Source organism: Corynebacterium tuberculostearicum, assembly GCF_046097255.1.
Lineage (GTDB): Bacteria > Actinomycetota > Actinomycetes > Mycobacteriales > Mycobacteriaceae > Corynebacterium > Corynebacterium tuberculostearicum_J.
Genome location: NZ_CP175770.1, coordinates 1,259,926 through 1,285,891, shown reverse-complemented (window position 1 = coordinate 1,285,891; position 25,966 = coordinate 1,259,926). Strand labels below are relative to the sequence as shown.

22 protein-coding genes, 2 tRNA genes and 1 other RNA gene are annotated in these 25,966 nt (G+C 61.2%); 9 read left to right on the top strand and 16 right to left on the bottom strand.

Annotation, left to right across the window (positions count from 1 at the left end; all coding sequences use genetic code 11):
* Nucleotides 1–49 precede the first annotated feature (49 nt).
* Nucleotides 50–238 (bottom strand): hypothetical protein, encoded by a 189-nt coding sequence (locus ACKFRY_RS06160; RefSeq protein WP_250410194.1) that lies wholly within the window; start codon nucleotides 236–238, stop codon nucleotides 50–52.
* Between the two features lie 259 nt (nucleotides 239–497).
* On the opposite strand from ACKFRY_RS06160, the gene ACKFRY_RS06155 reads away from it, so the two are divergent.
* Nucleotides 498–1,772, top strand: a complete 1,275-nt coding sequence (locus ACKFRY_RS06155; RefSeq protein ID WP_408922045.1) for a galactokinase family protein — start codon at nucleotides 498–500, stop codon at nucleotides 1,770–1,772.
* Between the two features lie 12 nt (nucleotides 1,773–1,784).
* Here ACKFRY_RS06155 and ACKFRY_RS06150 read toward each other — a convergent pair whose 3' ends face one another.
* The 5 genes from ACKFRY_RS06150 to ACKFRY_RS06130 all read right to left on the bottom strand — a co-directional run bounded on the left by ACKFRY_RS06150 (nucleotide 1,785) and on the right by ACKFRY_RS06130 (nucleotide 6,654).
* On the bottom strand, nucleotides 1,785–3,179 hold the full coding sequence (locus ACKFRY_RS06150) for an RNB domain-containing ribonuclease (protein ID WP_408922495.1): 1,395 nt from the start codon (nucleotides 3,177–3,179) through the stop codon (nucleotides 1,785–1,787).
* Nucleotides 3,180–3,204: 25 nt separating this feature from the next.
* Nucleotides 3,205–3,652: RNase P RNA component class A (rnpB, locus tag ACKFRY_RS06145), an RNA gene on the bottom strand.
* A 15-nt stretch (nucleotides 3,653–3,667) separates the two neighbouring features.
* Entirely contained in the window at nucleotides 3,668–4,798 is a 1,131-nt protein-coding gene (locus tag ACKFRY_RS06140; RefSeq protein WP_408922494.1) for a bifunctional RNase H/acid phosphatase, read from the bottom strand.
* Nucleotides 4,798–5,514, bottom strand: coding sequence for a zinc ribbon domain-containing protein (locus ACKFRY_RS06135; protein WP_005324390.1), 717 nt, complete (start codon nucleotides 5,512–5,514; stop codon nucleotides 4,798–4,800). Before ACKFRY_RS06135 ends, ACKFRY_RS06140 begins: the two co-directional genes overlap by 1 nt.
* A complete protein-coding gene (locus ACKFRY_RS06130; RefSeq protein ID WP_408922493.1) occupies nucleotides 5,515–6,654 on the bottom strand; it encodes a Nif3-like dinuclear metal center hexameric protein in 1,140 nt (379 codons plus the stop codon).
* A gap of 95 nt (nucleotides 6,655–6,749) precedes the next feature.
* Here ACKFRY_RS06130 and ACKFRY_RS06125 point away from each other — a divergent pair, with 95 nt between their 5' ends.
* Entirely contained in the window at nucleotides 6,750–7,241 is a 492-nt protein-coding gene (locus ACKFRY_RS06125) for a low molecular weight protein-tyrosine-phosphatase (RefSeq protein ID WP_297553319.1), read from the top strand.
* Nucleotides 7,242–7,251: 10 nt separating this feature from the next.
* A complete protein-coding gene (locus ACKFRY_RS06120) occupies nucleotides 7,252–8,259 on the top strand; it encodes an SURF1 family protein (RefSeq protein WP_294164491.1) in 1,008 nt (335 codons plus the stop codon).
* A 180-nt stretch (nucleotides 8,260–8,439) separates the two neighbouring features.
* Here ACKFRY_RS06120 and ACKFRY_RS06115 read toward each other — a convergent pair whose 3' ends face one another.
* The 3 genes from ACKFRY_RS06115 to ACKFRY_RS06105 all read right to left on the bottom strand — a co-directional run bounded on the left by ACKFRY_RS06115 (nucleotide 8,440) and on the right by ACKFRY_RS06105 (nucleotide 10,262).
* A complete protein-coding gene (locus tag ACKFRY_RS06115) occupies nucleotides 8,440–9,405 on the bottom strand; it encodes a DUF1963 domain-containing protein (protein ID WP_150851491.1) in 966 nt (321 codons plus the stop codon).
* Nucleotides 9,406–9,722: 317 nt separating this feature from the next.
* Nucleotides 9,723–9,795: transfer RNA gene (locus ACKFRY_RS06110), tRNA-Val, on the bottom strand.
* A gap of 68 nt (nucleotides 9,796–9,863) precedes the next feature.
* Nucleotides 9,864–10,262, bottom strand: coding sequence for a DUF3052 domain-containing protein (locus tag ACKFRY_RS06105; protein ID WP_005324380.1), 399 nt, complete (start codon nucleotides 10,260–10,262; stop codon nucleotides 9,864–9,866).
* 337 nt (nucleotides 10,263–10,599) lie between these two features.
* On the opposite strand from ACKFRY_RS06105, the gene aceE reads away from it, so the two are divergent.
* On the top strand, nucleotides 10,600–13,347 hold the full coding sequence (gene aceE / locus ACKFRY_RS06100; protein WP_408922492.1) for a pyruvate dehydrogenase (acetyl-transferring), homodimeric type: 2,748 nt from the start codon (nucleotides 10,600–10,602) through the stop codon (nucleotides 13,345–13,347).
* 114 nt (nucleotides 13,348–13,461) lie between these two features.
* Here the strand turns inward: aceE and ACKFRY_RS06095 are convergent, their stop codons facing one another.
* The gene (locus ACKFRY_RS06095; protein ID WP_408922491.1) at nucleotides 13,462–14,460 is read right to left on the bottom strand and encodes an alpha/beta fold hydrolase; all 999 of its coding nucleotides are present in this window, start codon (nucleotides 14,458–14,460) and stop codon (nucleotides 13,462–13,464) included.
* A gap of 27 nt (nucleotides 14,461–14,487) precedes the next feature.
* On the opposite strand from ACKFRY_RS06095, the gene ACKFRY_RS06090 reads away from it, so the two are divergent.
* On the top strand, nucleotides 14,488–14,781 hold the full coding sequence (locus ACKFRY_RS06090) for an acyl carrier protein (protein ID WP_200435400.1): 294 nt from the start codon (nucleotides 14,488–14,490) through the stop codon (nucleotides 14,779–14,781).
* Entirely contained in the window at nucleotides 14,778–15,563 is a 786-nt protein-coding gene (locus ACKFRY_RS06085) for an HAD-IIA family hydrolase (protein WP_302258337.1), read from the top strand. Before ACKFRY_RS06090 ends, ACKFRY_RS06085 begins: the two co-directional genes overlap by 4 nt.
* Before the next feature lie 79 nt (nucleotides 15,564–15,642).
* On the opposite strand, the gene ACKFRY_RS06080 is transcribed toward ACKFRY_RS06085, so the two are convergent.
* The gene (locus ACKFRY_RS06080) at nucleotides 15,643–16,053 is read right to left on the bottom strand and encodes a hypothetical protein (protein WP_408922041.1); all 411 of its coding nucleotides are present in this window, start codon (nucleotides 16,051–16,053) and stop codon (nucleotides 15,643–15,645) included.
* Between the two features lie 475 nt (nucleotides 16,054–16,528).
* The gene (locus tag ACKFRY_RS06075) at nucleotides 16,529–17,323 is read right to left on the bottom strand and encodes a serine hydrolase domain-containing protein (protein ID WP_408922040.1); all 795 of its coding nucleotides are present in this window, start codon (nucleotides 17,321–17,323) and stop codon (nucleotides 16,529–16,531) included.
* 360 nt (nucleotides 17,324–17,683) lie between these two features.
* Between ACKFRY_RS06075 and ACKFRY_RS06070 the strand changes: the two genes are divergently transcribed.
* The gene (locus ACKFRY_RS06070) at nucleotides 17,684–19,354 is read left to right on the top strand and encodes an alkaline phosphatase D family protein (protein WP_408922039.1); all 1,671 of its coding nucleotides are present in this window, start codon (nucleotides 17,684–17,686) and stop codon (nucleotides 19,352–19,354) included.
* A 147-nt stretch (nucleotides 19,355–19,501) separates the two neighbouring features.
* Here the strand turns inward: ACKFRY_RS06070 and ACKFRY_RS06065 are convergent, their stop codons facing one another.
* From ACKFRY_RS06065 to ACKFRY_RS06050, 4 genes are all read right to left on the bottom strand, one after another.
* A complete protein-coding gene (locus ACKFRY_RS06065) occupies nucleotides 19,502–20,737 on the bottom strand; it encodes an alkene reductase (RefSeq protein WP_408922038.1) in 1,236 nt (411 codons plus the stop codon).
* 135 nt (nucleotides 20,738–20,872) lie between these two features.
* The gene (locus ACKFRY_RS06060; RefSeq protein ID WP_408922037.1) at nucleotides 20,873–22,468 is read right to left on the bottom strand and encodes a mechanosensitive ion channel domain-containing protein; all 1,596 of its coding nucleotides are present in this window, start codon (nucleotides 22,466–22,468) and stop codon (nucleotides 20,873–20,875) included.
* Nucleotides 22,469–22,564: 96 nt separating this feature from the next.
* Nucleotides 22,565–23,620 (bottom strand): trimeric intracellular cation channel family protein, encoded by a 1,056-nt coding sequence (locus tag ACKFRY_RS06055; protein ID WP_408922036.1) that lies wholly within the window; start codon nucleotides 23,618–23,620, stop codon nucleotides 22,565–22,567.
* 108 nt (nucleotides 23,621–23,728) lie between these two features.
* Nucleotides 23,729–23,802 (bottom strand) — tRNA-Ile (locus ACKFRY_RS06050).
* A gap of 133 nt (nucleotides 23,803–23,935) precedes the next feature.
* Here ACKFRY_RS06050 and ACKFRY_RS06045 point away from each other — a divergent pair.
* Both ACKFRY_RS06045 and ACKFRY_RS06040 read left to right on the top strand, forming a co-directional pair.
* Nucleotides 23,936–24,841, top strand: a complete 906-nt coding sequence (locus tag ACKFRY_RS06045; protein ID WP_284868979.1) for a DUF5067 domain-containing protein — start codon at nucleotides 23,936–23,938, stop codon at nucleotides 24,839–24,841.
* 303 nt (nucleotides 24,842–25,144) lie between these two features.
* Complete coding sequence (locus tag ACKFRY_RS06040) at nucleotides 25,145–25,960, top strand: PTS sugar transporter subunit IIA (RefSeq protein WP_284815334.1); 816 nt, start codon at nucleotides 25,145–25,147, stop codon at nucleotides 25,958–25,960.
* The last annotated feature ends 6 nt before the right edge of the window (nucleotides 25,961–25,966 follow it).

Sequence of the window (25,966 nt, the reverse complement as noted above, 5' to 3'; positions counted from 1 at the left end):
CGGGCAGGTGCTGGGAAACACGGCTTTAAAAGAGATGGCTGGGAGTTAGTTACTTCCAGTCATCTTCTTCGTCTGCGGCATCTGCCGCATCATTGCGGGCTTGGGCGATTTCGATGGCGTTTTCTGCCTCTTCGCGGGTGTCATACGGGCCCATCCGATTTTCCCAGCCAGAGGTCTTGCCTTGGCTGACTTCCTTAGTGGTGGGATCAAAGAACCACTTCTGGTCTGCATCGCTCATGAAACTATCCTCTCAGTTGTTGCATTAGCGGCACCGGCTAAGTGCCGCCGCTGATATGGTTTGTGCCCACACTACCCACGCTGTCCCATTGATGCCCGCTAGAATGTGGGGCAGCACAATTCTTTTATACGATTCCATGTCGTATTCCCCGCCACCGCGCGAATAGGTGGCGGGCGTTCGTTGCTTTAAACGCGCCACCGCGTGCGCGGGGCAACGAAGACTACTGGTCCCAGAACCTGGAAAAGGAGCTTTAGCACCCATGCCACTGTGGTCAACGCCTGCAGAGCCCGTAGCCGAGCGCGCCGCCCGAGCGCATACCGAACTCACGGGCAGCGCTCCAACGCATACCGCCAGCGCGCCGGCGACGTGGTCCCTTATTGGTGAACATATTGATCACTTCGGCGGCATTGTCGCCATGTGTGTGGGAAAGTTGCGCGCTGCAGCGTCGGTAAGCCCGCGCACCGACGGCGTGGTAGCCGTACATTTCCACCCAGCTCAGGGCGAGACTGCCCATGACTCGATTAGTCTGCAGGCGCTTGCAGAACTGGCAACGGCGCAACAGCCCACCACGGATGCGGAAGGCCAGCCGGTTATTCCGCCGGCACCACAAGGTGGGTTGGCGGCCCGCGTGGGTGGCATTGTCCACACGATGATTAATCGTCAGTTGCTCTCCCGGGAGACGGCCGGTGCGGATATCACCATTGCCACGGATATTCCGGAGGGCGCGGGTCTGGGTGCGGACGCCGCCACGGACGTCGCGGTGGCGCTAGCGCTCATGGGAGCGGATGCGGACCTCGATGCGCCGTTGAGGGCCCGAGTGGCGGATGTATGCACCCAAGCCGTTTCCACCTTCGCAGCGCGGCCGCCGCTGCGCGCACGCCACAGCGCAGCGCTGCGCAGCACGGGTGAGGGCGTGTGCATCATGGACTACGCCGATGGTTCTGTCACCCACGCCCCGCATGTGGTGGGCCGCGAGATGTCCGCCTTTGCGGTAGCGGTGGCGGAGGATTTCTCCGCGCAGGAGGAAAAGGCCATCGCCGATATCCGCCAGCGCCAGCGCTTTATCGATGATGCGTGCCACTCCTTTGGCACCGATTCGCTGCGCTTGCTTCCCGACGCCCAACAGCGCGTCCTCGACTGGCTCAAGGCCGTGCACAAGGTCTACGGCGAGGAAGGCCGCCCGAGCATCAGCGCCGCCACGGAGTGGATGGCCTTTTATGAGGAAGAAACTGAGCGCGTAGAAAAGTTTGCGCGCTGCCTGCGCTCGCACCGCGGCGCGGAGCTCTTCCCTATCCTGTTGCAGTCACAGTCTTCCTTGGCCAATATCTACGGCTTGGATTCGGCAGAAAAACTCGCCGAATTGGTCACGGTTCGCGGTGCCGTAGCGGGTCGATCGGCGCATGCCGGTACCTCGAACGCGGTCATCGCTTATGTTCCGGCGAAAAGCGCGCACAATTTCGCAGCTGACTTGGCTGAAGATGGCCTGCTCGTCGTCGAGCTGCAGCCAGGCGAGGCCGCCCGCGGCGAAGGCTAGGAGCCCTGCCGGCTAGTCGGCCGGCCAGGCAAAGAGAACCTCGCGCGAGTCGGTATCTGCCGTCACCAGTGAGACAGTGGTTTCACTGCCGGTTTCCGGTGCGCCCACGGAGTGGGCGAAGACGGGTGGCTCCGGAACGAAAATCCGTGCCTTGTCCCGCTTCGGATCGCCGCGGACCACAGTGGCTGGGAAATTGGTCCCGAGCCAGGGGCGCAGCACGGTCGCCTCCGTCAGGTTCAGGCAGGCCTTATCCACTTGGGAGGCGAGCTGCGACGTCGAACGCATCGCACCGATGACCTCCGTGGCGCTGCCTGTTACCCACTCGGGAACCTCATAACCGCCGCACAAGGCGAGGCATACTTCCGTGGCGAACCTATCGGAAAGGCGCCGCAGCGGCGCGGTGACGTGGGCATAGTAGCCACCGATACCGGCGTGTACCTGCGCCTCTTGCTCGCCTAGCCAGGCATAGTCGGCGCCCCTCAGCAGGCTCTGAGCCTCGCGCATGACGGCCATGCCGCGCGGGGAATCGGCGTCGACGGTGAGCAGGAATTGGGGAATGGGGGCGTCGCCAAGCGCAAAGCCTAGGGCCTGCGCCTCGGCGCGAAATTGGCGCTCGTGCTCTGGCTCGGCCGCGGGCAGGGTGCGCAAGAAGCCCACGCCGGCTTCCTGCATGAGGCGCCCGGCACACATGCCGGCAAGCAAAGACATCTCCGAGTTAAAGTCCATCACCTCATAGCGCGGCTCGATGATGAGCTCAAAGGTGCCATCGTCATTTTCCACCACGCGCTGGGAGGGCAGGCGCAAGGAAATGGCCTCACGGCGCAGGGAAGATTCCTGGCGCAGCCGGCCGACCACCGGCAGCAGCGCGATGGATGGGTGGAGGTTGCTGGCCGCGAGGTCCGCATGCGCGCCTTCATAATCCAGGCGGGCCTGGGAGTAAATCAGCGCGCGCTCGACGTGGAAGGACTCCACCTCGCCGTTGCCATCCAAGTCAAAGGTCCACAACACGGCCGGCTTATCGGTGCCAGGCAGCAGCGAGGCTCGGTCCTCGGAAAGCTCCGGTGGGTGCAGGCGCGCGGGTTCATCGGGAAGATAGATGGTCTGGCCGCGGCGGAAGGATTCGCGCTCCAGCTCACTGCCGGGCTCAATGAAAGCAGCGACGTCCGCGATGGCATAAAACACGCGGTATCCGCCCTCGCGTTCTTCGATGTAGACCGCCTGATCCAAGTCCATGGAGCCGGCGGGATCCAGGGTCACAAAGGGAATATCGCGGGCATCGCGGCGCGATGCGGCGTATCGGTCCTGCGCGCGGGCGGCCTGGGCGGTGACCTCGGCCGGAAAATCGGTGGCTACCGAAAATTCTGCGGCAATGGCGCGGAAATCGAGCGGAGCGGCGTAGAGCTTCATGCCCACCACCATAAACGCATTAGGGCGAATGAGTCGGCCTATAAGCCGGATTCTGTCTCATCGCGGCACTCCCTGAGAAATACCGCGCGGTGAACATCCATCTAGACCAACCGTTGCCAGTTGGTTCCAGCAGCTACCTTCAGGCTCGAGCGAGCAGCCTTAAAACGCCTGATCGGGCCCCGCAACGTGGCGGGGCCGTGATGCCTTGCTCCCGGTGGGGTTTACCCAGCCACCGCCATCACTGACGGTGCTGGTGCGCTCTTAACGCACCGTTTCACCCTTACCTTGTGGCTCCAACGTGGCCGAAACCAAGTGGAGGAACGAGGCGGTCTACTTTCTGTTGCACTTGCCCGCGGGTTTCCCCGGGTTGCCGTTAGCAACCACCGTGCTCTGTGGAGTCCGGACTTTCCTCGGCGCCCACGCGGCAGCACGTGGCTGCCCGTATGAAGCGACGCGATCACCCGGCCGGCTCATTCGCGTTCCTTATTCTAGCGCAGGCCCGCCAGGTGGCCCACATCGTTAAATCCGTGCACCATAGAGCCGCCGTCCCAGAATTCCACCCGCGAAATGGCGGCCAGGTCGAGGAAGAGATGCCCAAAGGTGGCAGGGCCGGCATCGAGTGCTTGGCGGATGAAGGACTTAATCGGGTTGACGTGGCTAACCACCAGCACGGTCTTTCCTGCGAAGCGCTCTTGGAGATCCTTGCGGGTGGTGCGCACGCGACGGTTGACCGCTTGCAGCGATTCGCCGCCCGGACAGGCGACGCTCGCATCGTGCAGCCATTCCTCGTGGAGTTCCGGATCGCGCTGGTGGGCCTCGGCCGCGGTCTTGCCTTCCCACGCACCGAAGTCCACCTCGATGAGGCCGTCGACGGTCTCTACCTCGATATCGCGGCCATTGGCCACGGCCGCCGCGGTCTCTTGGCAGCGGCGCAGGGGCGAGCAGACGATGGCGTCAAAGTCGGCGTCGGCAAGCGCCTGCGCAGCGGCGAGCGCCTGCTTTTGGCCAAGCTCCGTAAGCCCCGGATTGGCGCGGCCGGAGTACTGCTTGGCGGCCGACATCTCCGTCTGCCCGTGGCGCAGCAAGATAAAGCGGGTGGTAGGTCCGCGGTCCCCCAGCCAATCGGTGGGGTGCGGCGCGGTGGTGTCCTGCTCCGCGGCTGGGGCTGACTCGGCGTCTTCTTCGCCGGCCACGATGCCTTCCGGGTGCCCGGCGGCCGCGGCATCCATGGCGTCATTGGACAGGGCGTCCGCCACCTTGTTTTTGGCGCGCGGCACCCAGTCCAGGCTGAAAGAGGAAAAGCCGTTGATGTATTCGCGGGCGCGCAGGGCCAGCTTTTGCATATCGGGGTGCTTAATCTTCCAGCGGCCGTTGATTTGTTCCACCACCAGCTTGGAATCCATGTGGAATTCCACCTCGGTAGCGCCCATCTCGGTGGCGGCTTCAAGGCCGCGCAGCAGGCCGTTGTACTCAGCGACGTTATTAGTGGACTTGGTACCTACCACGTAGACAATTTCGCGCAGGATGCGCTGCCCGCTGCCGTCATAGATAACGGTGCCGGAACCGGCTACTCCGGGGTTGCCGCGGGAGCCGCCATCGGCGTAGATGATGACCTTCATTAGACCAGGCGCACCAGGTAGGAGCCGCAATCGCCGCACTGCGGCAGCTCATCGGCCGGGGCATTGCGCACGGCGTTTTGCTCGGCCGGCGGCAAGACAATGAAGCAGCCGCCGCAGGCGCGATTGGCCTTGAACTGGGCGGCACCTACGCCATTTTCCTCGCGCTGGGTATCGTACTCGCTGAGCACTCCAGCGGGCAGCTGATCGCGCAGCTCGCCGATGCGCACGGCCGGATCCTCTTGATTGGCGGCCGCTTCCTTAGCCGCCTCGGCCGCACGGCGCAGCTTTTCCAGCTTGCGCTCGGAATCAGAAACGCGCGCGCCGTGGACGTCCAGGTTGGAACGCAGCGCGTGCACCTCGTTATGCGCCTCCTGCAGCTCGCTCATGAGGTCAGCGATGCGGGACTTGGCGGCGTAGAGATCGTGCTCTAGATCCTTGCGGGTTTCTGGGTCCACTGCGGCGCCAAGCTGGCGCTTGTCATCGCGCTCTCGCTGGCGCAGCTTGCGCTCATCGGCCTGGATGCGCAGGATTTCAGTCTCCATGTCATCGACGGCCATCTGCGCAGAACCGGAGGCATCGAGCAGGCGCTTGTGCTCCTCCTTGGCCTTGTCATATTCGGCTTGTTCCGGGATTTCCTTCTCAGCGCCATGGCCCTGCGAGCGTTCCAGGTTGGCCAGCTCCAGCAGTACCGGCTGTAGTTCTTGCGATAGTTTCACTTATGACTCCTTTGGGTGCGCAGAGATAGTCCACGGGTCGGTGCGCAGGCTAATAATTTCCGTATCCAGTTCTAAAGCATTCTCTACGATATCGCGCGCCTGGGCCGTCCACGGAAATTCGCTGGCCCAGTGGGCGGTATCGATAACGGCGGGGCCGCCGGCGCGCAGGTGCTCATCCACCGGGTGGTGGCGCAGATCCGAGGTAACGTACACGTCCACGCCTAGCTTCGCGGCCGCAGAAAGGAAGGAATCTCCCGAGCCGGAAGACACGGCCACCGTGCGCACCTTCTGGTCCGGATCGCCAGCGGCGCGGATGCCCCAGGCGGTCTCCGGCAAGGCATTAGCCACCTGCTGGGTGAACTCGCGCAGGGTCATCTCCTGCGGCAGCTCCCCTACACGCCCCAGGCCGAGCGCCTCGTCCAGGTCCTGGTGGCCAGCGGTTTCCGTAATGTCATAGGCCGGCACCTCATACGGGTGGGCGGTGTGCAGGGCCTTCAGCAAAGAGGAGCGAAGTGCGGCTGGGGCGACGAACTCGACGCGGATTTCCTCGCCGCGGTGCAGCGCGCCGATCTCGCCCTCGGTGGGGTCAGCGCCCTCTTCCGGCTGGAATTGGCCCGTGCCCGCAATGTCGAAGGAGCAGTGAGAGTAGGCGCCGATGTGGCCCGCGCCGGCGTCGAAAAGCGCCTGCTTTACTTCCGCGGCCGCGGCGACCGGCACGTGCACGCCCCACTTATCCACACCCTGGGGTTCCGGCACGATGGGCCGGCCGGGGTTGATGCCTACCAGCTCCGCGAGCTTGTCGTTGACGCCCGGCCGCGCCTTATCCGCGTTGGTATGGGCCGCAAAGAGGGCAACGCCATTGCTGACCAGGGTGTGTACGACCTTGCCCTTGGGCGTATCGGCTGCCACGGACTCCACCCCGCGCAGCAGCAACGGGTGGTGGACCACGAGCATGTCCGCGCCGAGCTCCACCGCGCGCTCGGCCACCGCCTGGGTGCAGTCCAAAGCGAAGGCCACCCGCTTTACCTCCGCGGCAGGATCACCGCAGATAAGCCCCACGGCATCCCACTTTTCCGCCAGGTGCGGCGGATAGGCCTCATCGAGTACGCGGCGGACATCGCCCACGCTCACAGCGGACATAGAGGTGCTCCTTTATGCTCGTTTCATGGAATAGTTACTACTGCTATATCCTATCTTCCGCACCACAGTACTATTCGCGCGAAGGGGTTTTCCGCATGACCGAATCCGATAACCGCTCCGGCCTTTACCTCGTCTTTGTCTGCACCGGAAATATCTGCCGCTCCCCCATGGCAGAAATCATCGTGCGCGATGAAATGGAAAAGGACATGCTAGACCTCGTCGCCACCGTAGATTCCTGCGGCCTAGGCGGCTGGCATGTGGGCCAAGGCGCGGACGAGCGCGCGATTGCCGAGCTGCGCCGCGGCGGCCACGATGGCGGTTCCCACCGCGCGGCCAAGCTAGGCGCCGAGCACATGGACGCTGATCTTTTCATTGCTATGGACAAGGGCCACCGCGAAGCCCTCATTGAGCACGGCATCGACCCCGACAAGATTCGCCTGATGCGCAGCTTCGACCCCAGCTCCCCGGAGGACGCAGACGTGGCAGACCCGTATTACGGTTCCACAGCGGATTTTGAAACCACGCGCAAGAATATCGAGGCCGCCGTGCCTGGCCTGCTGGATTGGATTCGCGCTAACCGCGACTAAACTAGGCCCCATGCTAAAGACGTTCCTTAAGCCGGGTTGGGTTCTACTGCTGCTGTTCGTCGTGGCCTTTTCCTACCTCGCTTTTACCGTCCTTGCCCCGTGGCAGCTGGGCAAGGACGATGACATTGTGGAACGCAATGAGCTCATCACCCACGCCTATGAGGCTGACCCCCAGCCGGTGGAAGACCTCGTGGATGACCACGGCGCCATCAAGGACGATGAGTGGTCCCGCGCCACCCTGCACGGCCATTACCTGCCGCAGGATGAGGTGCTGCTGCGCCTGCGCCCGGTCGATTCCGGTCCGTCCTACCAATCCCTGGTGCCCTTCCGCACCGATTCCGGCCTGACCATCTTGGTCAACCGCGGCTGGGTCAAGGCCGGCGAGGCCAACGCAGTGCCGGATATCCCTGATGCTCCCTCGGGCGAGACCACGCTTACCGGCATGATCCGCGCCGACGAGGCCGAGCACCAGTCCGCCCCCATTAAGCAGGAGGGCTACCAGCAGGTCTACTCCATCCATACGGAGCAGATTGCCACTCTTATCGACGCCCCCTTGGCGCACGACTACATCCAACTCTCCGCCGACCAGCCCGGCGTGCTCAACGCCATGCCGATCCCGCAGCTCGACCGCGGCAACCATCTCTCCTACGGCTACCAGTGGATTGCCTTCGGCATCATGGCCCCGCTGGGCTTGGGCTACTTCGTGTGGTCCGAAATCCGTGAGCGCCGCCGCCTACGCGAGGAGGAAGAAGCCCTCGCCGCCCTCGATGCCGATGCCTCAACCCCATCCGAGCCCGAGGACGCCTCCGCTGCAGACTCCGCACCTGTAGAAACCCCGTCCCCCGCGACCTCCCGACGCGACGCCCACGCGGCCGCTGACGACGCCACCGATACCGCCCCAGCCGTTCCCGCCGCGTCCTCCTCGCATGCCGCCAGCCGCCGCAATCGCTCGCGCTACGGCGACTCCAAACCAGATCACTACGCCAAGCTGAACAAGCGCCGCCGCGAGCGCTACTAGCCACTCTCTGCCTAGGCCGCCTAGCCCGCGTTGCCTGAGCATCCGCCTAGGCCCCAAGGAACAGCCACGGTAGCGGGCGCTACCCCCTCCCTTTCACGAGTAACGTGGCCACAAGTTGGCCCAGGACAGCAGCTATGAAAAGTACAAACTAGTTAGTATCTCAGCCTTCTTGCCGTCGTATTAGCCGCAGTCCCATTCGAAGATGACTCGACTAAAATCACGTGCGGCAAGGTCGTCAGGATGGATATAGAAGTTTCCGACTCCGCAATCTCCCCACACGAAAGAACCGTCACCTTCTTCTACCGTGGCTAACACAATGTGCTCATCGTCGGTCGGGATGCGGCTGGGGTTCCACAGCGTTGCATAGCCGCCTAGACGCGACTTTTTCACGGCATCTTTAAAGACCGTAGGTTCCACGTAATCCTCGGTCTGAGGGTCGACGATAAATCCTTCGGCTTCTATCCGAGCTACTTCCGCCTTGAATAGTTCCTTTTGACTACCCATTGTTGGCCCAGAGAGATTGATCTGCTTAATTGAAGTTTTTCCACGAATAACTCGCCGGATGATGATCGACCATGAATAGGTGTGTACCTCTACGAAATCTTCCCCGTGGCGAAGTATCGTGCGAAGATCATCATCCCAGAAGGCGGTGCGGGAATATTCGTGAGCTGTAGGTGTGACGCTTACTTCCCCCAGAGTGCCATCAATGACAGTGGCCACTGAAGGATCCTCAGCTGGGTGGTCTCCCTCGTCAATAACTTCTTCCGGAACCTCGCCTACATGGGGCGCGGTGAGATCAGCAATGTAACGAGCAAATGGGGTTGGGCTTTGGTTTCCTTCCTCGACAACCTGCTTCAAGAAATGCACTCCCCAATCACCATCGTCCGGCAGGAAAAGTTGTAGTAGTCCTGCCGTAGGAAACCCAGGCAGCGGAGGGAGCTCAGCGAAATTGAACTGGGCGATAAACAGCAAAGGGTCACCGTCGAAACTGGGATACGGCGAATGTTCCGGGAGATACGGTGTTCCGCACAGTTTCGAGGTAGTGGGCGAATCGGGACGAGTACTTTCATCTAAGAATACGGTCGGGCGCGTCGGAACGGTATCAAAAGTATATTTCCGCTCGTGAGATTCCACTTTTGCTTTCATGGCCACGACTATAGGCAAATTGCCCTCAAACATTCACAGGTTGTTTAGTCTGACCAGTAAAACTGCTCTCATAATGTGGCTCGAAAGAGCCGAGCTGCCAACACTTGTCCCTTGGCCTCTCCCTAGGCCATACATGTACATCAGAGAAACCAGACCTACCTATTAGGCCCCTGCCAGTTTCTTGCCCCAGTCATCGTCTTCCCCACCATTACGGAAAACTGCTCCTGCGATCCCCCATTTGGCTACGCTGCATTGTGAACGCCCCTATGCGAAAAAGACCGCCTCTCGGAACCAAATCCTAGAGGCGGTCTGCCTTGTGCGGCCTGAGGGGATCGAACCCCCGACCTATTGGGTGTAAACCAATTGCTCTTCCAGCTGAGCTAAAGCCGCATGCGCTCTTGCGCTGTTAGAAACAGTAGCGCAGGTTGCTAAAGCAACACAAATCGGCAGGTAAAGACCTACTTCTTGGTGTAGCCACGCTGCACCAAGCACGAGCCTTGCCACTCGCCTAGGCGCTCCGCCTTGGTCTGCACTAGGCCTGCCAGCTGAGCGGACTCAGAGATGAGCCCAGGTTCGACGGTTCCCGGCTTGCCAGCGCCCGGTGTAAGCAGCCAGACTGCGCCGTTATCGGCCAGCGGGCGGCTCGCGTCCACCAGTCCATCCACAAGGTCGCCATCTTCTTCGCGCCACCAAAGAAGGACTACATCGCACAGCTCGTCATTTTCTTCTTCCAAGAAGTCATCGCCGAGCACGGCCTCGATCGATTCAGAGATTGCGGTATCGCAATCCTCGTCCCAACCAAGCTCCAGGGCGATTTGCCCTTCCTTGATTCCGAGCTTGACTGCAGCGTCAGCCACTATGCATTTCCTTCCTATTTTAGTGAATGTCTGGTCCGCGTATCGCCCGCATCCTGCGGGTAAATCGCGGCTTAATAGAAGCATTTTAACGTCCACCGGCCCCTTTTACCCGTCTAAGGGCCGCAATTCCCCCATTTTGCAGGCCCTGCCGCCAGCGCAGCTGGCTCCACAGAGTTAACAAACTACCCTCTTTTACCCCAACAAACTTTGCAAAGGTACTGGTTATGGCGATGTAACGTACCGCACGTCCCCTTAAGTCGGACTTCACAACGACTGTGGATCTGTGAGCGCGTATCCTAGTAGGCAAACTGTGCAGACCCTTAAATAGGAGGTTTAAATGGCCGAGAAGGACGCCCACCAGGGCGACTCCAACTTCCCCCTCATCCGCGACGGCGTTGCATCGTATCTTCACGATAATGATCCAGAAGAGACCCGCGAGTGGATGGACTCCCTCGATGGTCTGCTGGACCACTCCGATCCGGAGCGCGCACGCTACTTGATGCTGCGCCTGCTCGAGCGCGCTACTGCGAAGCGCGTTGAGATGCCATCGTTGACGTCTACGGACTTCGTCAACACCATCCCCACCACCATGGAGCCGGAGTTCCCGGGTGATGAGGAGCTGGAAAAGCGCTACCGCCGCTGGATCCGCTGGAACGCAGCCATCATGGTGCACCGCGCACAGCGCCCGGGCATTGGCGTGGGCGGCCACATCTCCACCTACGCAGGCGCTGCCCCGCTGTATGAGGTCGGCCTGAACCACTTCTTCAAGGGCAAGGACGATCCATCGGGCGGCGACCAGGTCTTTTTCCAGGGCCACGCTTCCCCAGGCATGTACGCGCGCGCATACATGGAAGGCCGCCTGACCGAAAAGGATCTGGATAGCTTCCGCCAAGAGGTCTCTCGCGGTGAGGGCGAGGGCCTGCCGTCCTACCCGCACCCGCGCCTGATGCCATGGTTCTGGGAATTCCCCACCGTGTCCATGGGCTTGGGCCCGATTAACGCTATCTACCAGGCACGCTTTAATAAGTACCTGGAGACCCGCGGCATCAAGGACACCTCCAACCAGCACGTCTGGGCATTCTTGGGCGATGGCGAGATGGACGAGCCAGAATCCCGCGGTCTGCTGCAGATCGCATCCCTCTACGAGCTGGATAACCTCACCTTCGTGGTCAACTGCAACCTGCAGCGCCTTGACGGCCCGGTTCGCGGCAATACCCAGATTATCCAGGAGCTGGAGTCCTTCTTCCGCGGCGCCGGCTGGGAGGTCATCAAGGTTATTTGGGGCCGCGGCTGGGATAAGCTGCTGGAAAAGGACACCGAGGGTGCCCTGGTCAACGTCATGAACACCACCTCCGATGGTGACTACCAGACCTTCAAGGCCAACGATGGCGCCTATGTGCGTGAGCACTTCTTCGGCCGCGATGAGCGCACGGCCAAGTTGGTGGAGGACATGTCCGATAATGAGATTTGGGCACTGCGCCGTGGCGGCCACGATTACCGCAAGGTCTACGCCGCCTACGCCCGCGCGCTGGAGAACAAGGGCACGGGCAAACCAACCGTCATCCTGGCGCACACCATTAAGGGCTACGGCTTGGGCCACAACTTCGAGGGCCGCAACGCCACCCACCAGATGAAGAAGCTGACCCTGGATGACCTGAAGCGCTTCCGCGATAAGCAGGAGATTCCTTTCTCCGATGCGGAGCTGGAAAAGGATCCGTACCTGCCGCCGTACTACCACCCGGGCAAGGATTCCCCGGAGATCAAGTACATGCTGGAGCGTCGTAAAGAGCTCGGCGGCTTCCTGCCGGAGCGCCGTGAGGACTTCACCCCGCTCGAGGCGCCGGCGCTGGATAAGCTGCGCTCCGTGCGTAAGGGTTCCGGCAAGCAGGAAGTAGCTACCACCATGGCCCTGGTGCGCACCTTCAAGGAGATCATGCGCAACAAGGAGCTGGGCAAGCGCGTTGTGCCGATCATTCCGGACGAGGCCCGCACCTTCGGCATGGACTCCTGGTTCCCCACCATGAAGATTTGGAACCCGCGCGGCCAGAACTACGTGCCGGTTGACCATGACTTGATGCTTTCTTACCGCGAGGCCACCGACGGCCAGATCATGCACGAGGGCATTTCTGAGGCCGGCGCCGCCGCCTCCTTCACCGCGGCAGCAACGTCTTACGCCACCCAGGGCGAGGCCATGATTCCGCTGTACATCTTCTACTCGATGTTCGGCTTCCAGCGCACCGGCGATGCCTTCTGGGCGGCCGGTGACCAGATGGGCCGCGGCTTCATTATCGGCGCTACCGCCGGCCGCACCACCCTGACCGGTGAGGGCCTGCAGCACATGGACGGCCACTCCCCTGTCCTGGCCGCTACCAACCCGGCCGTGGTTTCTTATGACCCGGCCTTCGGCTACGAGGTGGCGCACCTGGTCACCCGCGGCATTGAGCGCATGTACGGCAAGGACCATGAAGCCATCATGTACTACCTCACCGTCTACAACGAGCCGGTGCACCAGCCGGCCGAGCCGGAGGACTTGGACGTGGAGGGCCTGCACAAGGGCATCTACCACTACAACACCGCTGAGGGCGGCTCCATTGCCGCCAATATCTTGGCTTCCGGCGTGGGCGTGCACGAGGCGCTGCGCGCGCAGCAGCTGCTTGCCGACGACTTCGATGTCAAGGCCTCCATCTTCTCCGTCACCTCCTGGAACGAACTGGCCCGCGACGGTGCCCGCCGCAACAAGGAGGCCCTGCGCAAGGGCGAGGAGCCGACCGAGGCATTTGCTACCTCCCAGCTCAAGGGCTACGAAGGTCCGTTCGTTGGCGTCTCTGACTTCACCACCGAGCTGCAGGAGCAGATCCGCCCGTACGTCCCAGGTACCTACATCACCTTGGGTGCGGATGGCTTCGGCTTCTCCGATACTCGCGAGGGCGCACGCCGCTACTTCAACATCGACGCCGAGTCCATCGTCGTCGCAGTGCTCGATGGCTTGGCTCGCGAGGGCAAGATTGAGCGCTCCGTTGTGGAGAAGGCAGCCAAGGATCTCAAGCTGGATGATCCGACCGCTACCACCCACATCGAGGACTAATTTCCTCCTCGGCGCGGGCTAGACCCGCACCAATACGTTGCAAGTAAGGCGCCGCCGGCTTACCGCCGCGGCGCCTTTTGCATGCCTCGAGAGAGGCTCTATCGAGCAGCCTGCCTATATCGCGTCGAGGACGCGTCCGAGCGCCGCGGAGATGGCCTCAGGGTCTTCAAGAATCACCATGTGCCCGGAGCCTTCCACCGTCTGCAGGCTCGCGGCGGGCCAATTCTCACAGAGTACTTCGGATTGCGAACGCGGGGTCACGATATCGGCGGTGCCCACCACTACTTCACCGTGGAGCTTCGCCAGCCTTTCGGCGGCGCCGTACTCAGCGTGTTCCAGAAGATCGTCAAAGAAACCGGAGTAGGAGGCCAAGGGGGTATCGAGAAGCATGGAAACGTGGAACTGCAGCTTCTCCATCTGGGGAAAGCCGGCGAGGGTCACGGCAAAAAGCGGGGCAATAAAGCGGGCAACTTCGAAGCGGGCACTATCGACGCGGCCAGGCAGGCGCAGACACAGGCGGTAGAGCGCGTGCAGGGACTTGGACTGCAATATCTGAGCCACGCCCTTGGCCGCAAAGCGGCGCATGGAGGTAGAAATCAGCAGCGCGCCCTTGATGCGCTCATACACCTCGGCCGGCGCACGGCGGATGAGGTTCAAGGCAACCATGCCGCCCAGGGAATGCCCTACGAGAACCAAATTGCCGTGGGGAGCGCGCTCGCGGATGACGGCTAGGACGTCGTCGGCAGCCGCGTCAATGGTGCACTCTTCTGGGGCGACCGTGGAGGACTGCCCATGCCCACGCAGGTCCACCAACAGTGCGCGCGCGTTGCGGCCGCGCAGGTAATTGGCCTGGTCATAATAGGCCTCTGAAGACAGGCAATAGCCGTGGATGAAGACCACCGTCACCGGTGCGTCCTCTTGGCCAACTTCGTACCAGGCGATGTCTAGGCCATCGTGGTCCACAGTGCCGGAGGCGCTGATCTGGGTAAGGCCAGGCTCGGTGGAGGGATCATGCAATCCGCCATAGAGCTTTTCTAGCTCGGCGCGGTGCGAGGGGCGCAGGCGCTTGAGCCAACTACGCGCCACAACGGAAGAACGTTTTCTCAATGCCATAACGGGATCAATACTAGACTGGTGGGCATGGCAAACGACCTCAGTGCCCAATTGCAGGCAAAGTTCAATGCGAGTGCGCCGGACAAGGAGCCGGAGCGAGATACTCTCGGCCAGCTCATCGCACTCATCCACAAGGTCACCGGGACCGAGGAAGACTTGGGCCGCGAGACCCGCCTGAAGGATATCGGCGTGGAGTCGCTCGATCTGGTGGAGCTCACCGTGCGCGCGGAAGAGGCCTTCCAGGTGCGTTTTTCTGAGGAGACGATGCTCAACAGCGAAACCATCGGCGATATCGCCGAGTATGTGGAGGATCACCAATGATTTCTTACCTATCAGACATGGACGGCGTGCTCATCAAAGAAGGTGAGATGATCCCTGGCGCCGATAAATTTATCCAGGCACTCAAAGACAATGACATCGAGTACATGGTGCTGACCAATAACTCCATGTCTACCCCGCGGGACCTATCTGCACGCCTGCGCAATACCGGTCTGGATATCCCTGCAGAGCGCATCTGGACCTCCGCTACCGCTACCGCAAACTTTCTTTCCAGCCAGGTAAGTTCCAGCAAGGCCTACGTAGTTGGCGAATCCGGCCTGACCACCGCCATGCACGAGGCGGGCTGGATCCTCACCAACGATGACCCGGACTTCGTTGTACTTGGCGAGACCCGCACCTATTCCTTTGAGGCGATTACCACCGCCATTAACCTCATCCGCGATGGTGCACGCTTTATTGCCACCAACCCGGATGTCACCGGCCCCGCCCCCACGGGCGTACTTCCAGCTACGGGCGCCGTGGCTGCGCTCATTACCGCCGCCACCAACCGCGAGCCTTATTACGTGGGCAAGCCTAACCCGGTCATGATGCGTTCGGCGCTGAATAATATCGGCGCCCACTCGGAGGAGACGATCATGATTGGTGACCGCATGGATACCGACGTGAAGGCGGGCCTTGAGGCCGGCATGCGCACGGTACTGGTGCGCTCCGGCATTTCCGATGACCACGAGATTTCTCGCTACCCGTACCGCCCGTCGGCCGTGCTGAAGTCCGTGGCCGAGTTACCAGACAAGATCCTGGATCCCTTCGCCGAAGCGGAATAGTTCTTCCCTTGTCGCACCATCCGGCGGCAGAAAGAAAGGGGTTGGCCAGCAGCAGCTGGTCCAACCCCTTTCGCGCTTTCTACGGCAGGCGCACGGCAGCACTAAAGCCGTGGCGCTGCGCGAGGTAGCGCACGACGCAATCAAGCGCGTCTAGCTCCTCGCGGGTGCCGGTAAGCACCTGGTGGCAGCCGATACCGCTGCCCGCGTTGGTGCAGGCGCTCCCGCCTTTGGCAAGCGCCGCTACAGAAAGCCCATCCCGGAACCAACGAGTGCACCACTGAGCGGTCAGTGGGTCATCGCCCGGAATGATAAATTCCGACTCGGTACGGATGCACCGATCCATAGCGTGTTCAATCTCCGAGCGCAGCTTGCGCGGCATCCCGGAAATCTTAAGCACACCGGTGACCACGGTGGCGCCGCCGTTGACGGAGGGCCACGTGGAGGTGGAGGCCGGCTGTTCAACCGGCGCAGGGTTAACGCACGTATTCATAGCCGATTCTCCCTCGACATAGATCACCACCGCACGAGGCCTGCCGGCCCGGCGCGATGCAAGACGAGCTTCGTCTTCCCCAACGAACTGTCTGATGCGTCTGCTCACAATTTTCCTGCGTCACACCCCTCCCTACAACCCTCAACTTTCACTTCAACCCCCATTCGCTAAACCTCAACCCTAGGTACAGACTGGGGCCAAAGTTGCAGGTGAAACCAATGTTACAAATGTGAAATTTGGAGTTTGCTGAGAAAATTCTGCCCCTTCTTGACGGAAGGAAACAGAAGCCCTGCTCACGCACGAGAACGCGCAACTAGAATCTCACGCAACCGCCGCCCGTGCGCTCGCGCCGGTCTCCTGCGCCGGATGGCCCCTTCTCGCACGAAATTCCCCGACTTCTCCCCGCCCCGCGGGGGAGCCTTCCACCGCACCACTTCCCCCAGTGGAAGGCGCTCGCTCCACCAAAGCGGGCAGATTACAAAGAGTTCCAGATGGCGGTATTCGTATCGTGCCAGAGCGGCTTGCACCACTTGCCAAAGTCGCGGTTTGTGAGTGCGACCATGGCATAGTCGCCGGCGACCCAGAGGTAAGTGCCGGACATGCCGAAGTGACCGACGGCGTCGGCAGGCAGGGCGCCCATCCAGTGATCCTTATCGCCGTGAATTTCAAAGCCCAGGCCCCAGGTGCAGTCTTTGAAACTGCCGTAGCCCGGAACGATGCCACGCAGGCCGCCGAAGTGTACGCGGCGCATATCGGCCACGGTGGAGGGGTGCAAAAGCTGTGGGTCTTGAACTTCCGCGGCAAAGGCCGCGAGGTCCTCCACCGTGGAGACCAAACCGTGCCCGGCCGAGCCTTCGAGCCGGGTGGAATTCATGCCCAGCGGGGCCAGTATGCCCTCGCGCAGGTACTCAGCAAAGTCCATGTCCGTAGCTTCGGCCACGGTATCCGCGGCCCACTCATAACCGGCCGAGGAATAGATGCGGCGCTCGCCCACCGGCTTCTGCGGTTCCCGAGAATCAAAGGAAATGCCAGAGGCGTGTGCAAGCAGGTGCTCGAGCGTGGAGCCCTCCGGGCCGGCGGGCTGCTCAAGCTCCACGGCACCTTCTTCCACGGCCAGCATTACGCCGTAGGCCGCGACTAGCTTGGTTACCGATGCCACCGGAAACTCGCGGCCGGTATCCCCCACCGTTTCTTGCACCTCGCCGCGGTGCAGCAAGGCTCCGGCCACCGTATCCGCGGGCCACTGGCTAATTTGGCTAAATTCACTCATACTCACCAGCCTACTGAGCCTCATTCGGAAGCACTGGACCGCTGTGGGCGCGCCTTTTTGAGCCGGTCACTCCTTTGGCCTACTGGGCCCCGCACACCTTAGGTCCAAGGTGATCGGGCCGATCTGAGCGAATGGACCCCTCAATTCAGCCCTAAAGGCCTCAAATCAGCCCGATCAGAATGGACCTAAGCCACAGGAGCCGGCGAAAGCCCCTAGAAACCGCTAAACCGCCCAACCGCCAGATGCGTCAGGCCCGCAGGAGGCCGCCCAAGTAAACCACCGGTTAAAACAACAAGAACATTTTATGGAATCGGACAGGAAACGGTTGCACGCCCATTAGACATGAGAAAACTTTCAACCATGTCTAATAATTCTAAGAACACGGGCAGCGCAGTTAACCGCCGCCGCTTCCTGCAATCCACCGGTACCGCCGGTGCCGCCATCGCTTTGTCCGGTGCAGCCGCCAACGCACAAAGCAGCCTCTCGCCGCGCGTGGAGCAGCACATGGTGGAGCCGAAGCTGGGCGAGCGGCCCTTCCTCCACGGTGTGGCCTCGGGTGACCCGATTCCAGATTCGGTCATCTTGTGGACCCGCGTGACCCCGGATGCCGATGCCATGCCGGGATCCGGACTGGGCGAGGCCACCCCGGTTGAGTGGGAAATTGCCAAGGATGAGGGGTTCGGGGACGTCGTTAAGCGGGGCGAAGTGACCACCGACGCCGGCCAGGATCACACCGTGCACGTGGATCCGCATGGCCTGGAGCCGGAGACCGTGTACTTCTTCCGCTTTAAGGCGCAGGATAAGTACTCGCCCGTCGGCCGCACCAAGACCGCCCCGGCGCTGAGCGCCTCCCCGGAAGAGCTCACCTTCGGCGTGGCTAGCTGCGCTAACTGGGAGTCCGGCTTCTTCAATGCCTATGGCGATATTGCCCAGCGCGGCCGCGCGGACCAGCTGGATTACATGATTTTCTTGGGCGACTATATCTACGAGTATCCGCAGCGCGAATACGCCGGCTATGGCCCGGTGCGCCTGCACCACCCGGCGCACGAGATTATCTCGCTGGAGGATTACCGCATCCGCTTCGGCCGCTACCGCACCGATGAGAACCTGCAGGCCGCACACGCCGCGCTGCCGTGGGTCGTGGTGTGGGATGACCACGAAGTGGCCAACGATAACTGGCGCGAGGGCGCGGAGAACCACACCGAAGGTGAAGAAGGAGCCTTCCTGGACCGCCGCAAGGCCGCGATGCAGGCCTACTTTGAGTGGATGCCAGTGCGTGCGACCAACCCATCCGAGCAGGGCCACCTCTACCGCAGCCTGACCTTCGGCGATCTGGTGGAGCTGACCATGATGGACCTGCGCACCTACCGCGATGAGCAGGTGCGCTTTGGCCCGCGCAAGATGGCCGCTGAAGGCCGCACGATGCTCGGCTCTGAGCAGTACAACTGGCTGCTCAATAAGATTGAAACCTCTTCTACCAAGTGGAATATGCTGGGCAATTCCGTCATGTTCTCCCCTATGAACCTGGCTACCCTGCAACAAGATGACAAGACCAAGCCGGTCTCTTCCTCGCTGTCTTCCAATATCACCGGCATTCCGGTCAACGGCGACCAGTGGGATGGTTACTCGGCGGAGCGCCGCTTGCTTATCGACGCCCTCTCTAAGCACGACTCCCACACCCTCTTTGTCACCGGCGATATCCACTCCGAGTGGGCGCACAATATCAGCAAGGATGGCCGCATCTTCGGCGCCGAGATGGTCTGCGCCTCCGTATCTGCACCCAACGTGAACGAGCAGCTGAAGCTGCCGGAGGGCAATGAGCTGTCCAAGCTGGCCGAGCGCTACTTGATGGGCGCCAACCCGCACACCCGCCACGTGGATCTGGACCACCACGGCTACAGCTTTGTCACCGTGCGCCCGGATTCGGCGGAAATGCACTGGCTGCGCGTAGATAACCTGCTCACCGCCAAGTCCCCGGTGCGCGAGGCCGTGACCATGACCTGGCGCCCGGGTGAGGGCTACAGCAAATAGTTGTAAGTTCTGTCACATGACAGGTACTCGATGTTAACGAACGAGTAGTACACCTTCGATAGAGATAGTGAAAGACCCTCTCTGGGGAATTTCACTACCTATCACTCGCCCGCCTTTCGGGCCCCCTTTGGTGCCGCGGATTCTTCCCTAGTCCGCGGCATACTCATAGTCGATGTAGCCGCGCTCGCCGCCTAGGTAGAACGTATCCTGGTCCGGCTCGTTGAGCTCGAGGCCTTCGCGCCAGCGGCGCACCAGGTCCGGGTTGGCGATGAGCTGGCGGCCTACTACTGCGGCATCCACGTAATCCAGCTCGATTTCGCGCTGGGCGTCTTCCTGGGAAGTAATCGTAGGAAAGCCATCATTCATGAGCACCTTGGTCACGCCGTTCGCACGTGCCTTCTGTGCCAGCGTGGCGATGAGCTGGCGGCCTACTACTGCGGCATCCACGTAATCCAGCTCGATTTCGCGCTGGGCATCCTCCTTGGAGGTAATCGTGGGGAAACCATCATTCATGAGCACCTTGGTCACGCCGTTCGCACGTGCCTTCTGCGCCAGCGTGGCGATGAGCTCGCTGTCCGGCTCGCCGTGCAGCAGGGATACATAGGCCAGGTTCAGCGGTGCCAGGGCGTCGAGAAGCCCGCCGTAGGTGGCCAGCATGTCTTCCTGGTCGTCTTCGATGACGCCCTGCACGTTGTGTGCCGGGGAGAAACGCACGCCTACGCGGTCGGCACCGATTTCCTCCACCACAGCGCGAATGACCATCTCTGGCAGGCGCCAGCGATTTTCCGGGCTGCCGCCGAATTCATCTTCGCGCTTATTGGCAGACGGCGCCATGAACTCATGCAGCAGGTAGCCGTTGGCGCCGTGGATCTCCACGCCGTCGACACCAGCATCAATAGCCCGGCGCGCGCCCTGGCGGAATTCATCCACGATGCGCGGCAGCTCTTCCTTCTTCAGCTCGCGCGGCACCGGCGCGTCCATCTTGCCAGCGAAGCCACGCACGGTTCCGCCCCAATCAAAGGCGCTCGGCGCCTCCGGGTTCGCACCGTCAATCAGGTCCGGGTGGCTCGTGCGGCCGCCATGCATGATCTGCATGAACAGGGTGCCGCCTTCCTCGTGCACGCGGTCTGCGACGGCGCGCCAGCCTTCTGCCTGCTCGTCGGTCGCAATGCCCGCCTGGCCCGGGAATGCGCGGTTGGTCCACGCCGGGAAGGTTCCCTCCGTAACTACCAGACCGGCCGTGGCACGCTGCGAGTAGTACTTCTGGTGCAGCTCGGTAGGTACACCGCTTTCGCCTGCACGCTGGCGGGTCAGTGCCGCCATGGTGACGCGGTTATCTAGCTTGAATCGGCCAAGTTCCAGTGGTTCGAAAAGCGAAGTCATGCCCAGTGCAACGCGCAGCCGGGCTGCACTATTTCACCACTGCCAAAAGGATAATGACACCAGCGTGTATGCCAGCTTTACCTCGCCAAATAATGAGCGCTGGACGGACCGACTTACTGTAGAAGGCCAGCCGTACTAGCGCGGCTCTGCTGGGATCTCTTGGCCGGTGCTACCGGCGGTTCCAGAAGCTTGGGTGCCGTCGCCAGCGTCGCTTCCGGCAGTGGGCGCAGTGCCGGCCCCGTTGCCGGAATCAGTCCCGGCGTTATCTGCGCCGTTGGCAGCGCTCGGGGCGGGCGAGGCATTGCCAGTAGTGACTGATCCCTGGCCCCCGCCGCCGGCAGGCGTATCAGTCGCGCCAGTGCCATTAGAGCCTTGCGGGTTGGCGGTCTCCGTGGGAGCAGAGCTGTCTTCTGTCGGCTCGTACTGCGTGCCAGTCTCGGTGGTTTCGGGGGTGGGGTTGGTAGAGGGGGCGTCGGAAAGCTGCGAGGAAGAGGCCGCCGCGCCGCTATCGCGCCAATGCTCGGGCGAAAGCCAGCCCGCGTCCGCGTTTTCGGGATTGCTCGAGGCCAAGGCCAAGGCGCCGACGACGAGCAGAGCCAGGATGAGGCCCGTGGTAGAGGCGCGGACCCGGCCGCCGATAGTGGCGATCTTCTGGAACTTGGTATTAGTCTCCAGCGCGCGCCAGATGCCTTGGGTGGGCTCGGGCTCTTTTTCGTCATCATCCGGCAGCGCAGGTTTTCCGGGGCCATCGCTATCCGGGCCATCCGCCTCGGGCGTCTGGCGTTCCGGCTGGGAATCGGGGCGCGAGCCCTCCCCTGCCGCGGAAGCATCCTTGACGGACTCTTGGGCCGCGGCATTGTCGCCCACCGGAAGAAGCGGGCGCTGGATTTCGTCCAAGTCAGTCACGTTGTAGTGATCCCAGAACTCGGAAAGTAGCGCGGAGCGAATGGCCCGCTCCACCGCCCACTGGCGGGCGGGGGTTACGGTAACCAACACGCGGTAGGTCACGTGCCACGACTGTCCGGCCGCCTGCGGGGCAACCAACTGAGTGGCCGGTAGCACCTCGAGCTCGCCATTGACGTCCACGGCGATGGACGGTTCCTGGATGGCTTGCTCGGAAATCGTGCGCACCCGGCGCGTGATTTCCGGCAGGGTCTCGCCTTCTTGCACCGGCACGTCAAAGTTGACCACGGCGCGCGACCATTCCTGAGAATAGTTGGTGACCGCGCCGGCCGAGCTATTGGGCACGGTGACCAGCTCGCCGGTAGGCGTGCGCACCTTGGTGGTGCGCAGGGTCAGCATCACTACGGTGCCTTCCACATCGGTCACGCCATCGAAGCTGACGTAATCGCCCACGCCAAATTGCTTTTCCGAAAGGATGAAGAAGCCGGAGAGAAAGTCCGCAATGATGGACTGGGCGCCAAAGCCCACGGCGGCCGAGACTATCGTCGCCGGCACCGCCGCACCCACCGCTGGCACGCCGAGATTGGTCAGCGCGGCCCAGATGATGAGGAAGTACGCTGCTGCCTGCACGATGTAGACCAGCGCACCGGTCAGCGCCAGGCGCGCCTTGGTAGCTTCTTCCTCTTCATCGAGGCGGTGCTCCATAATGCGGATGGCCAGCCTGCCGATGCGCGGGATCAAAATGCCTATCAGCAATAGCGCGATAAGCGGCAAGCCGTGGTCAACAAAGAGGCTCCACAGCTCGTAGAAGTAATACTTCAGATTCATGCCACCAGATTAGGACGCGTGCCTGAAAACTAGATGCCAGTTGACTGCCAGCAACCGAGCAAGCGCCCAATAACCTGAGCGCGGATTGCCCGGCCCCTACTCCCGCGAGTTATAACGCTTCATGAGACGGTCAATGAGCTCATCGGTAAGCTTGTCATCTTCCAAAATGGTATCCAGCAGGCGCTGGGATTCCTCGTGGGAGGCCTGCTCTTCCGCCTCATAGGAGTCACCGCTTAGGTCCACGCCAAAGTCGGTGTTCTCGGCCTCGGTGGCCTGGACGCTGAGCTGATCGACGTCCGATTCAAACGACTCCATAAACTCGCTGGCCTCCGCGGCCGCTTCCTTGCGCCGCTTGCCGGAGCGCACTTCCTTTTCGATGCGGCGCTGCAGTGCGGCCTCCATCTGGCGGTGGCGCCACGAGCGCACGCGGTGCGGCTCCAAGCGGCGGCCCACCGCGCGGCTCTTATTCTCGGCCTTCTTCGCCAGCACCTTCACCTGCGCCGCGGTGTGATTAATCGGCGCCCATTCCTGATACGCCGGCACGCGCCAGCCGGCCCAAATGCCCAGCAGAGCCAAGAAGATGGAAACCAGCGGCCCGATAATCATGCCCACGGCCATCATGTCATAGTGGTGGCCCACTAAGACGATGATTGCGCAGGCCACGGCCGGGATGACCGTTGGCTGGTTATCGCCAAAGACGCTAGGCTCGCGCCCCATGACGATGTCACGAATCATGGATCCGCCGGTGGCGGTAAACACACCCATCATGATGCACGGAATAAGCGGCAGCCCATAGGTAATGGCCTTCACGGCGCCGGTGGCAGCCCAGAGGCCGGATACGACGGCGTCGCCATGCGCTTGCAGATAGTCCCAGGTCTTGCCCTTGAAGTAGACAAAGCGGGCAATGAGCGCGCCGGCAAAGGCCAGGTAAAGGTATTCCGGCTGGCTCATGGCCGCCACGGTGCCGCGGTTAATAAGGACGTCGCGCACCATACCGCCGCCCAGGGAAGAAAACATCGCGATGAAGAAAAAGCCGATGATGTCATAGCCGCGTTTGCGCGCCATAGTGCCGCCGATGATTCCCATCAGCAGCACGCCGCTGATATCGGACCAGCGGTAGAGAGATTCAATGAGCGGATCCACTTCAACCATATGGCTATTAGACTTCACCGCCCGCCACCGCGCAATTAGCACACCCATATGCGCAGCCAGGCACGAGAAAAGGCGCCAGCATTGCTTGCCGACGCCTCCCTCTCACCGTGGGGCCACCGGGGCTCGAACCCGGGACCAACGGATTATGAGTCCGTAGCTCTAACCGACTGAGCTATAGCCCCACACAGATTGCACCGCCCACTAGGGCGATTCTCTGCCCTCAGAAGATTAGTCAAAGAGCGGCCAAAGACCAATTTGCCCCCTACCCTTTTGAGTATTTGTCCGTTTTCTACCCCCTGAGGGTAGACATTATTTATGCGCAAACTACTCTCTTCTCTCGTTCTCGTCTCTGCAATCACGCTTACTTCCTGCTCAGATAGCGGTAGTGACAGCCCAAAAGCAAGCGACTCCAATAATTCCGCGTCCGGTGCACAGGCCGATGCGAAGTCCGCAATTGGAACGTGGAAGCAAGAGGACAGCGCTTCTGAAGAGGGCTGGATGGAAGCCAGCATCACCGATGACGTCATCACTATCGAATGGGTCATGGACAACGGCGAAAATCGCATGATCTACTGGATTGGCACCTTTGACGCTCAAGCCGCTGCATCCGGTGAGACCGTTAGCTCAAACCGCGATACCGTTGCCACCGCCTCTGAGTGGATGGCCGCTTCTTCCGATAAGAAAGATTTCTCTATCGATGACGACTCCTTAACTTTCAAGGTCGCGATTGAAGATAAGGAATTCACCACGCACATGAAAAAGGTGAAGGATGATCCGACAACCGTTAAAGAGCTAAAGAGCACAGATTTCAGCCAATCCTTCAAAGACGGAGTCCTGGATGTTCCAGCCGCCAAGTTCGAAATTACCGATCACCGTGTTGTTCAACCCGGTGAGCCCGGTAACGAAATAGGTGAAAAGCCACTTCTCGTCTTTAACTATGACGTAACGAACAAAACGGATGAAACCCTAACCACCACTGACTTCGTCGTGTACTTCACCGCCATTCAAGACAATGATCCGAATAAGGTAAACGAGCTCGACCTCGGTTCCTATTTTGATCCTGAAACTTCCGATACTCAGCTTGAACAGATTAAAAAGGGAGGAACTGTCGCCGGAACAATAGCCTACGAGCTCGATGATTTAACCACACCTGTGGACCTTGTCGCGTCTAAGTCCTTCAGCCAAGACGAAATCGGCCGCCAAACTTTCGAGCTCGATTAACTGCCCGTACTCAACGCGAGTAACTCTCCCGTTCTGGCTACTGCAGAAGCCGAAGCCCGCTGAAATACAAGGCCTGAAGTGAGATCGAACCATTTTCGCGCCCCGGCTCTGTCTGGCCGCACATGGCCGCTCCTTACTCTGCAGCAAACTCAGCAGTTCCCACAGCCCGATGGAGTGCCCTAGGGCTGTTCCAACCCTTCCCTATGCAAACGTTACCCCTGCTTTTACCTCCGGTTTCTCCACAGCATAGAATCATCAGTGACATTCACCCCGATGTCACTATTTCTGTGATGGGAGATACATATGGCGACACTAGATTCCCTTTTAGTGCCCGGCGCGGTGGAGCTCCACGGCGCCGCAGATAACTGGAGGCAGGCCATCCGGCTCGCGGGCTCGCTGCTGGAAGAAGCAGGCACAATCACCGCGGACTACACCGAGGCAATGGTGCACTCCGTGGAAGAAACGGGCCCCTACATTGTGGTTGCTCCTGGCTTCGCATTCGCGCACGCGCGGCCGTCGGAGGCGGTGAAGGAAACCTCCCTGTCGTGGGTACGGCTGGATAGCCCGGTGGAATTCGGCCATGACTCTAACGATCCCGTCGACCTAGTCGTAGCTTTTGCCGCGCGCAATGACTCCGAGCATCTGCAGGCGATGAAGCAGCTAGCAAAGTTGCTTGCTACCAAGCGTGATGAGCTCAATCGCGTGGACTCTGAAGAGGAGCTCCGTGCGGTTCTTACTGCACACACGCAAAACAAAAAGCAGCCGGCGGCCAGGCCGCAGGCAACATCAGAGCCCCAAGAAGCAAAGGACACGGCCGCAGATTCTGTCGCGTCCAAGGGAAAGATCCTCACGGTGTGCGGCAACGGCCTGGGAACCTCGCTATTCCTTAAGAACACGCTCGAGCAGGTTCTCGATGAATGGGGCTGGGGACCGTACCTGAATGTAGAAGCCACGGACACCATCTCCGCCAAGGGTCGTGCGAGCGAGGCGGATTTCCTCCTCACCTCCGGCGAAATTGCGGCAACGCTTGGCGATGTCGGCGTTCCCGTCTACGTCATCCAAGACTTCACCTCTATGTCTGAAATCGATGGGGCTCTGCGCGAGCTCTATGACATCTAAGGAGCA

Bases quoted from the DNA above. Each gene is read 5' to 3' on its own strand.
- ACKFRY_RS06160 (WP_250410194.1), bottom strand. From the start codon at position 238: ATGAGCGATGCAGACCAGAAGTGGTTCTTTGATCCCACCACTAAGGAA.
- ACKFRY_RS06155 (WP_408922045.1), top strand. From the start codon at position 498: ATGCCACTGTGGTCAACGCCTGCAGAGCCCGTAGCCGAGCGCGCCGCC.
- ACKFRY_RS06150 (WP_408922495.1), bottom strand. From the start codon at position 3,179: ATGAAGCTCTACGCCGCTCCGCTCGATTTCCGCGCCATTGCCGCAGAA.
- ACKFRY_RS06140 (WP_408922494.1), bottom strand. From the start codon at position 4,798: ATGAAGGTCATCATCTACGCCGATGGCGGCTCCCGCGGCAACCCCGGA.
- ACKFRY_RS06130 (WP_408922493.1), bottom strand. From the start codon at position 6,654: ATGTCCGCTGTGAGCGTGGGCGATGTCCGCCGCGTACTCGATGAGGCC.
- ACKFRY_RS06125 (WP_297553319.1), top strand. From the start codon at position 6,750: ATGACCGAATCCGATAACCGCTCCGGCCTTTACCTCGTCTTTGTCTGC.
- ACKFRY_RS06120 (WP_294164491.1), top strand. From the start codon at position 7,252: ATGCTAAAGACGTTCCTTAAGCCGGGTTGGGTTCTACTGCTGCTGTTC.
- ACKFRY_RS06115 (WP_150851491.1), bottom strand. From the start codon at position 9,405: ATGAAAGCAAAAGTGGAATCTCACGAGCGGAAATATACTTTTGATACC.
- aceE (WP_408922492.1), top strand. From the start codon at position 10,600: ATGGCCGAGAAGGACGCCCACCAGGGCGACTCCAACTTCCCCCTCATC.
- ACKFRY_RS06095 (WP_408922491.1), bottom strand. From the start codon at position 14,460: ATGGCATTGAGAAAACGTTCTTCCGTTGTGGCGCGTAGTTGGCTCAAG.
- ACKFRY_RS06090 (WP_200435400.1), top strand. From the start codon at position 14,488: ATGGCAAACGACCTCAGTGCCCAATTGCAGGCAAAGTTCAATGCGAGT.
- ACKFRY_RS06085 (WP_302258337.1), top strand. From the start codon at position 14,778: ATGATTTCTTACCTATCAGACATGGACGGCGTGCTCATCAAAGAAGGT.
- ACKFRY_RS06080 (WP_408922041.1), bottom strand. From the start codon at position 16,053: ATGAATACGTGCGTTAACCCTGCGCCGGTTGAACAGCCGGCCTCCACC.
- ACKFRY_RS06075 (WP_408922040.1), bottom strand. From the start codon at position 17,323: ATGAGTGAATTTAGCCAAATTAGCCAGTGGCCCGCGGATACGGTGGCC.
- ACKFRY_RS06070 (WP_408922039.1), top strand. From the start codon at position 17,684: ATGTCTAATAATTCTAAGAACACGGGCAGCGCAGTTAACCGCCGCCGC.
- ACKFRY_RS06065 (WP_408922038.1), bottom strand. From the start codon at position 20,737: ATGACTTCGCTTTTCGAACCACTGGAACTTGGCCGATTCAAGCTAGAT.
- ACKFRY_RS06060 (WP_408922037.1), bottom strand. From the start codon at position 22,468: ATGAATCTGAAGTATTACTTCTACGAGCTGTGGAGCCTCTTTGTTGAC.
- ACKFRY_RS06055 (WP_408922036.1), bottom strand. From the start codon at position 23,620: ATGGTTGAAGTGGATCCGCTCATTGAATCTCTCTACCGCTGGTCCGAT.
- ACKFRY_RS06045 (WP_284868979.1), top strand. From the start codon at position 23,936: ATGCGCAAACTACTCTCTTCTCTCGTTCTCGTCTCTGCAATCACGCTT.
- ACKFRY_RS06040 (WP_284815334.1), top strand. From the start codon at position 25,145: ATGGCGACACTAGATTCCCTTTTAGTGCCCGGCGCGGTGGAGCTCCAC.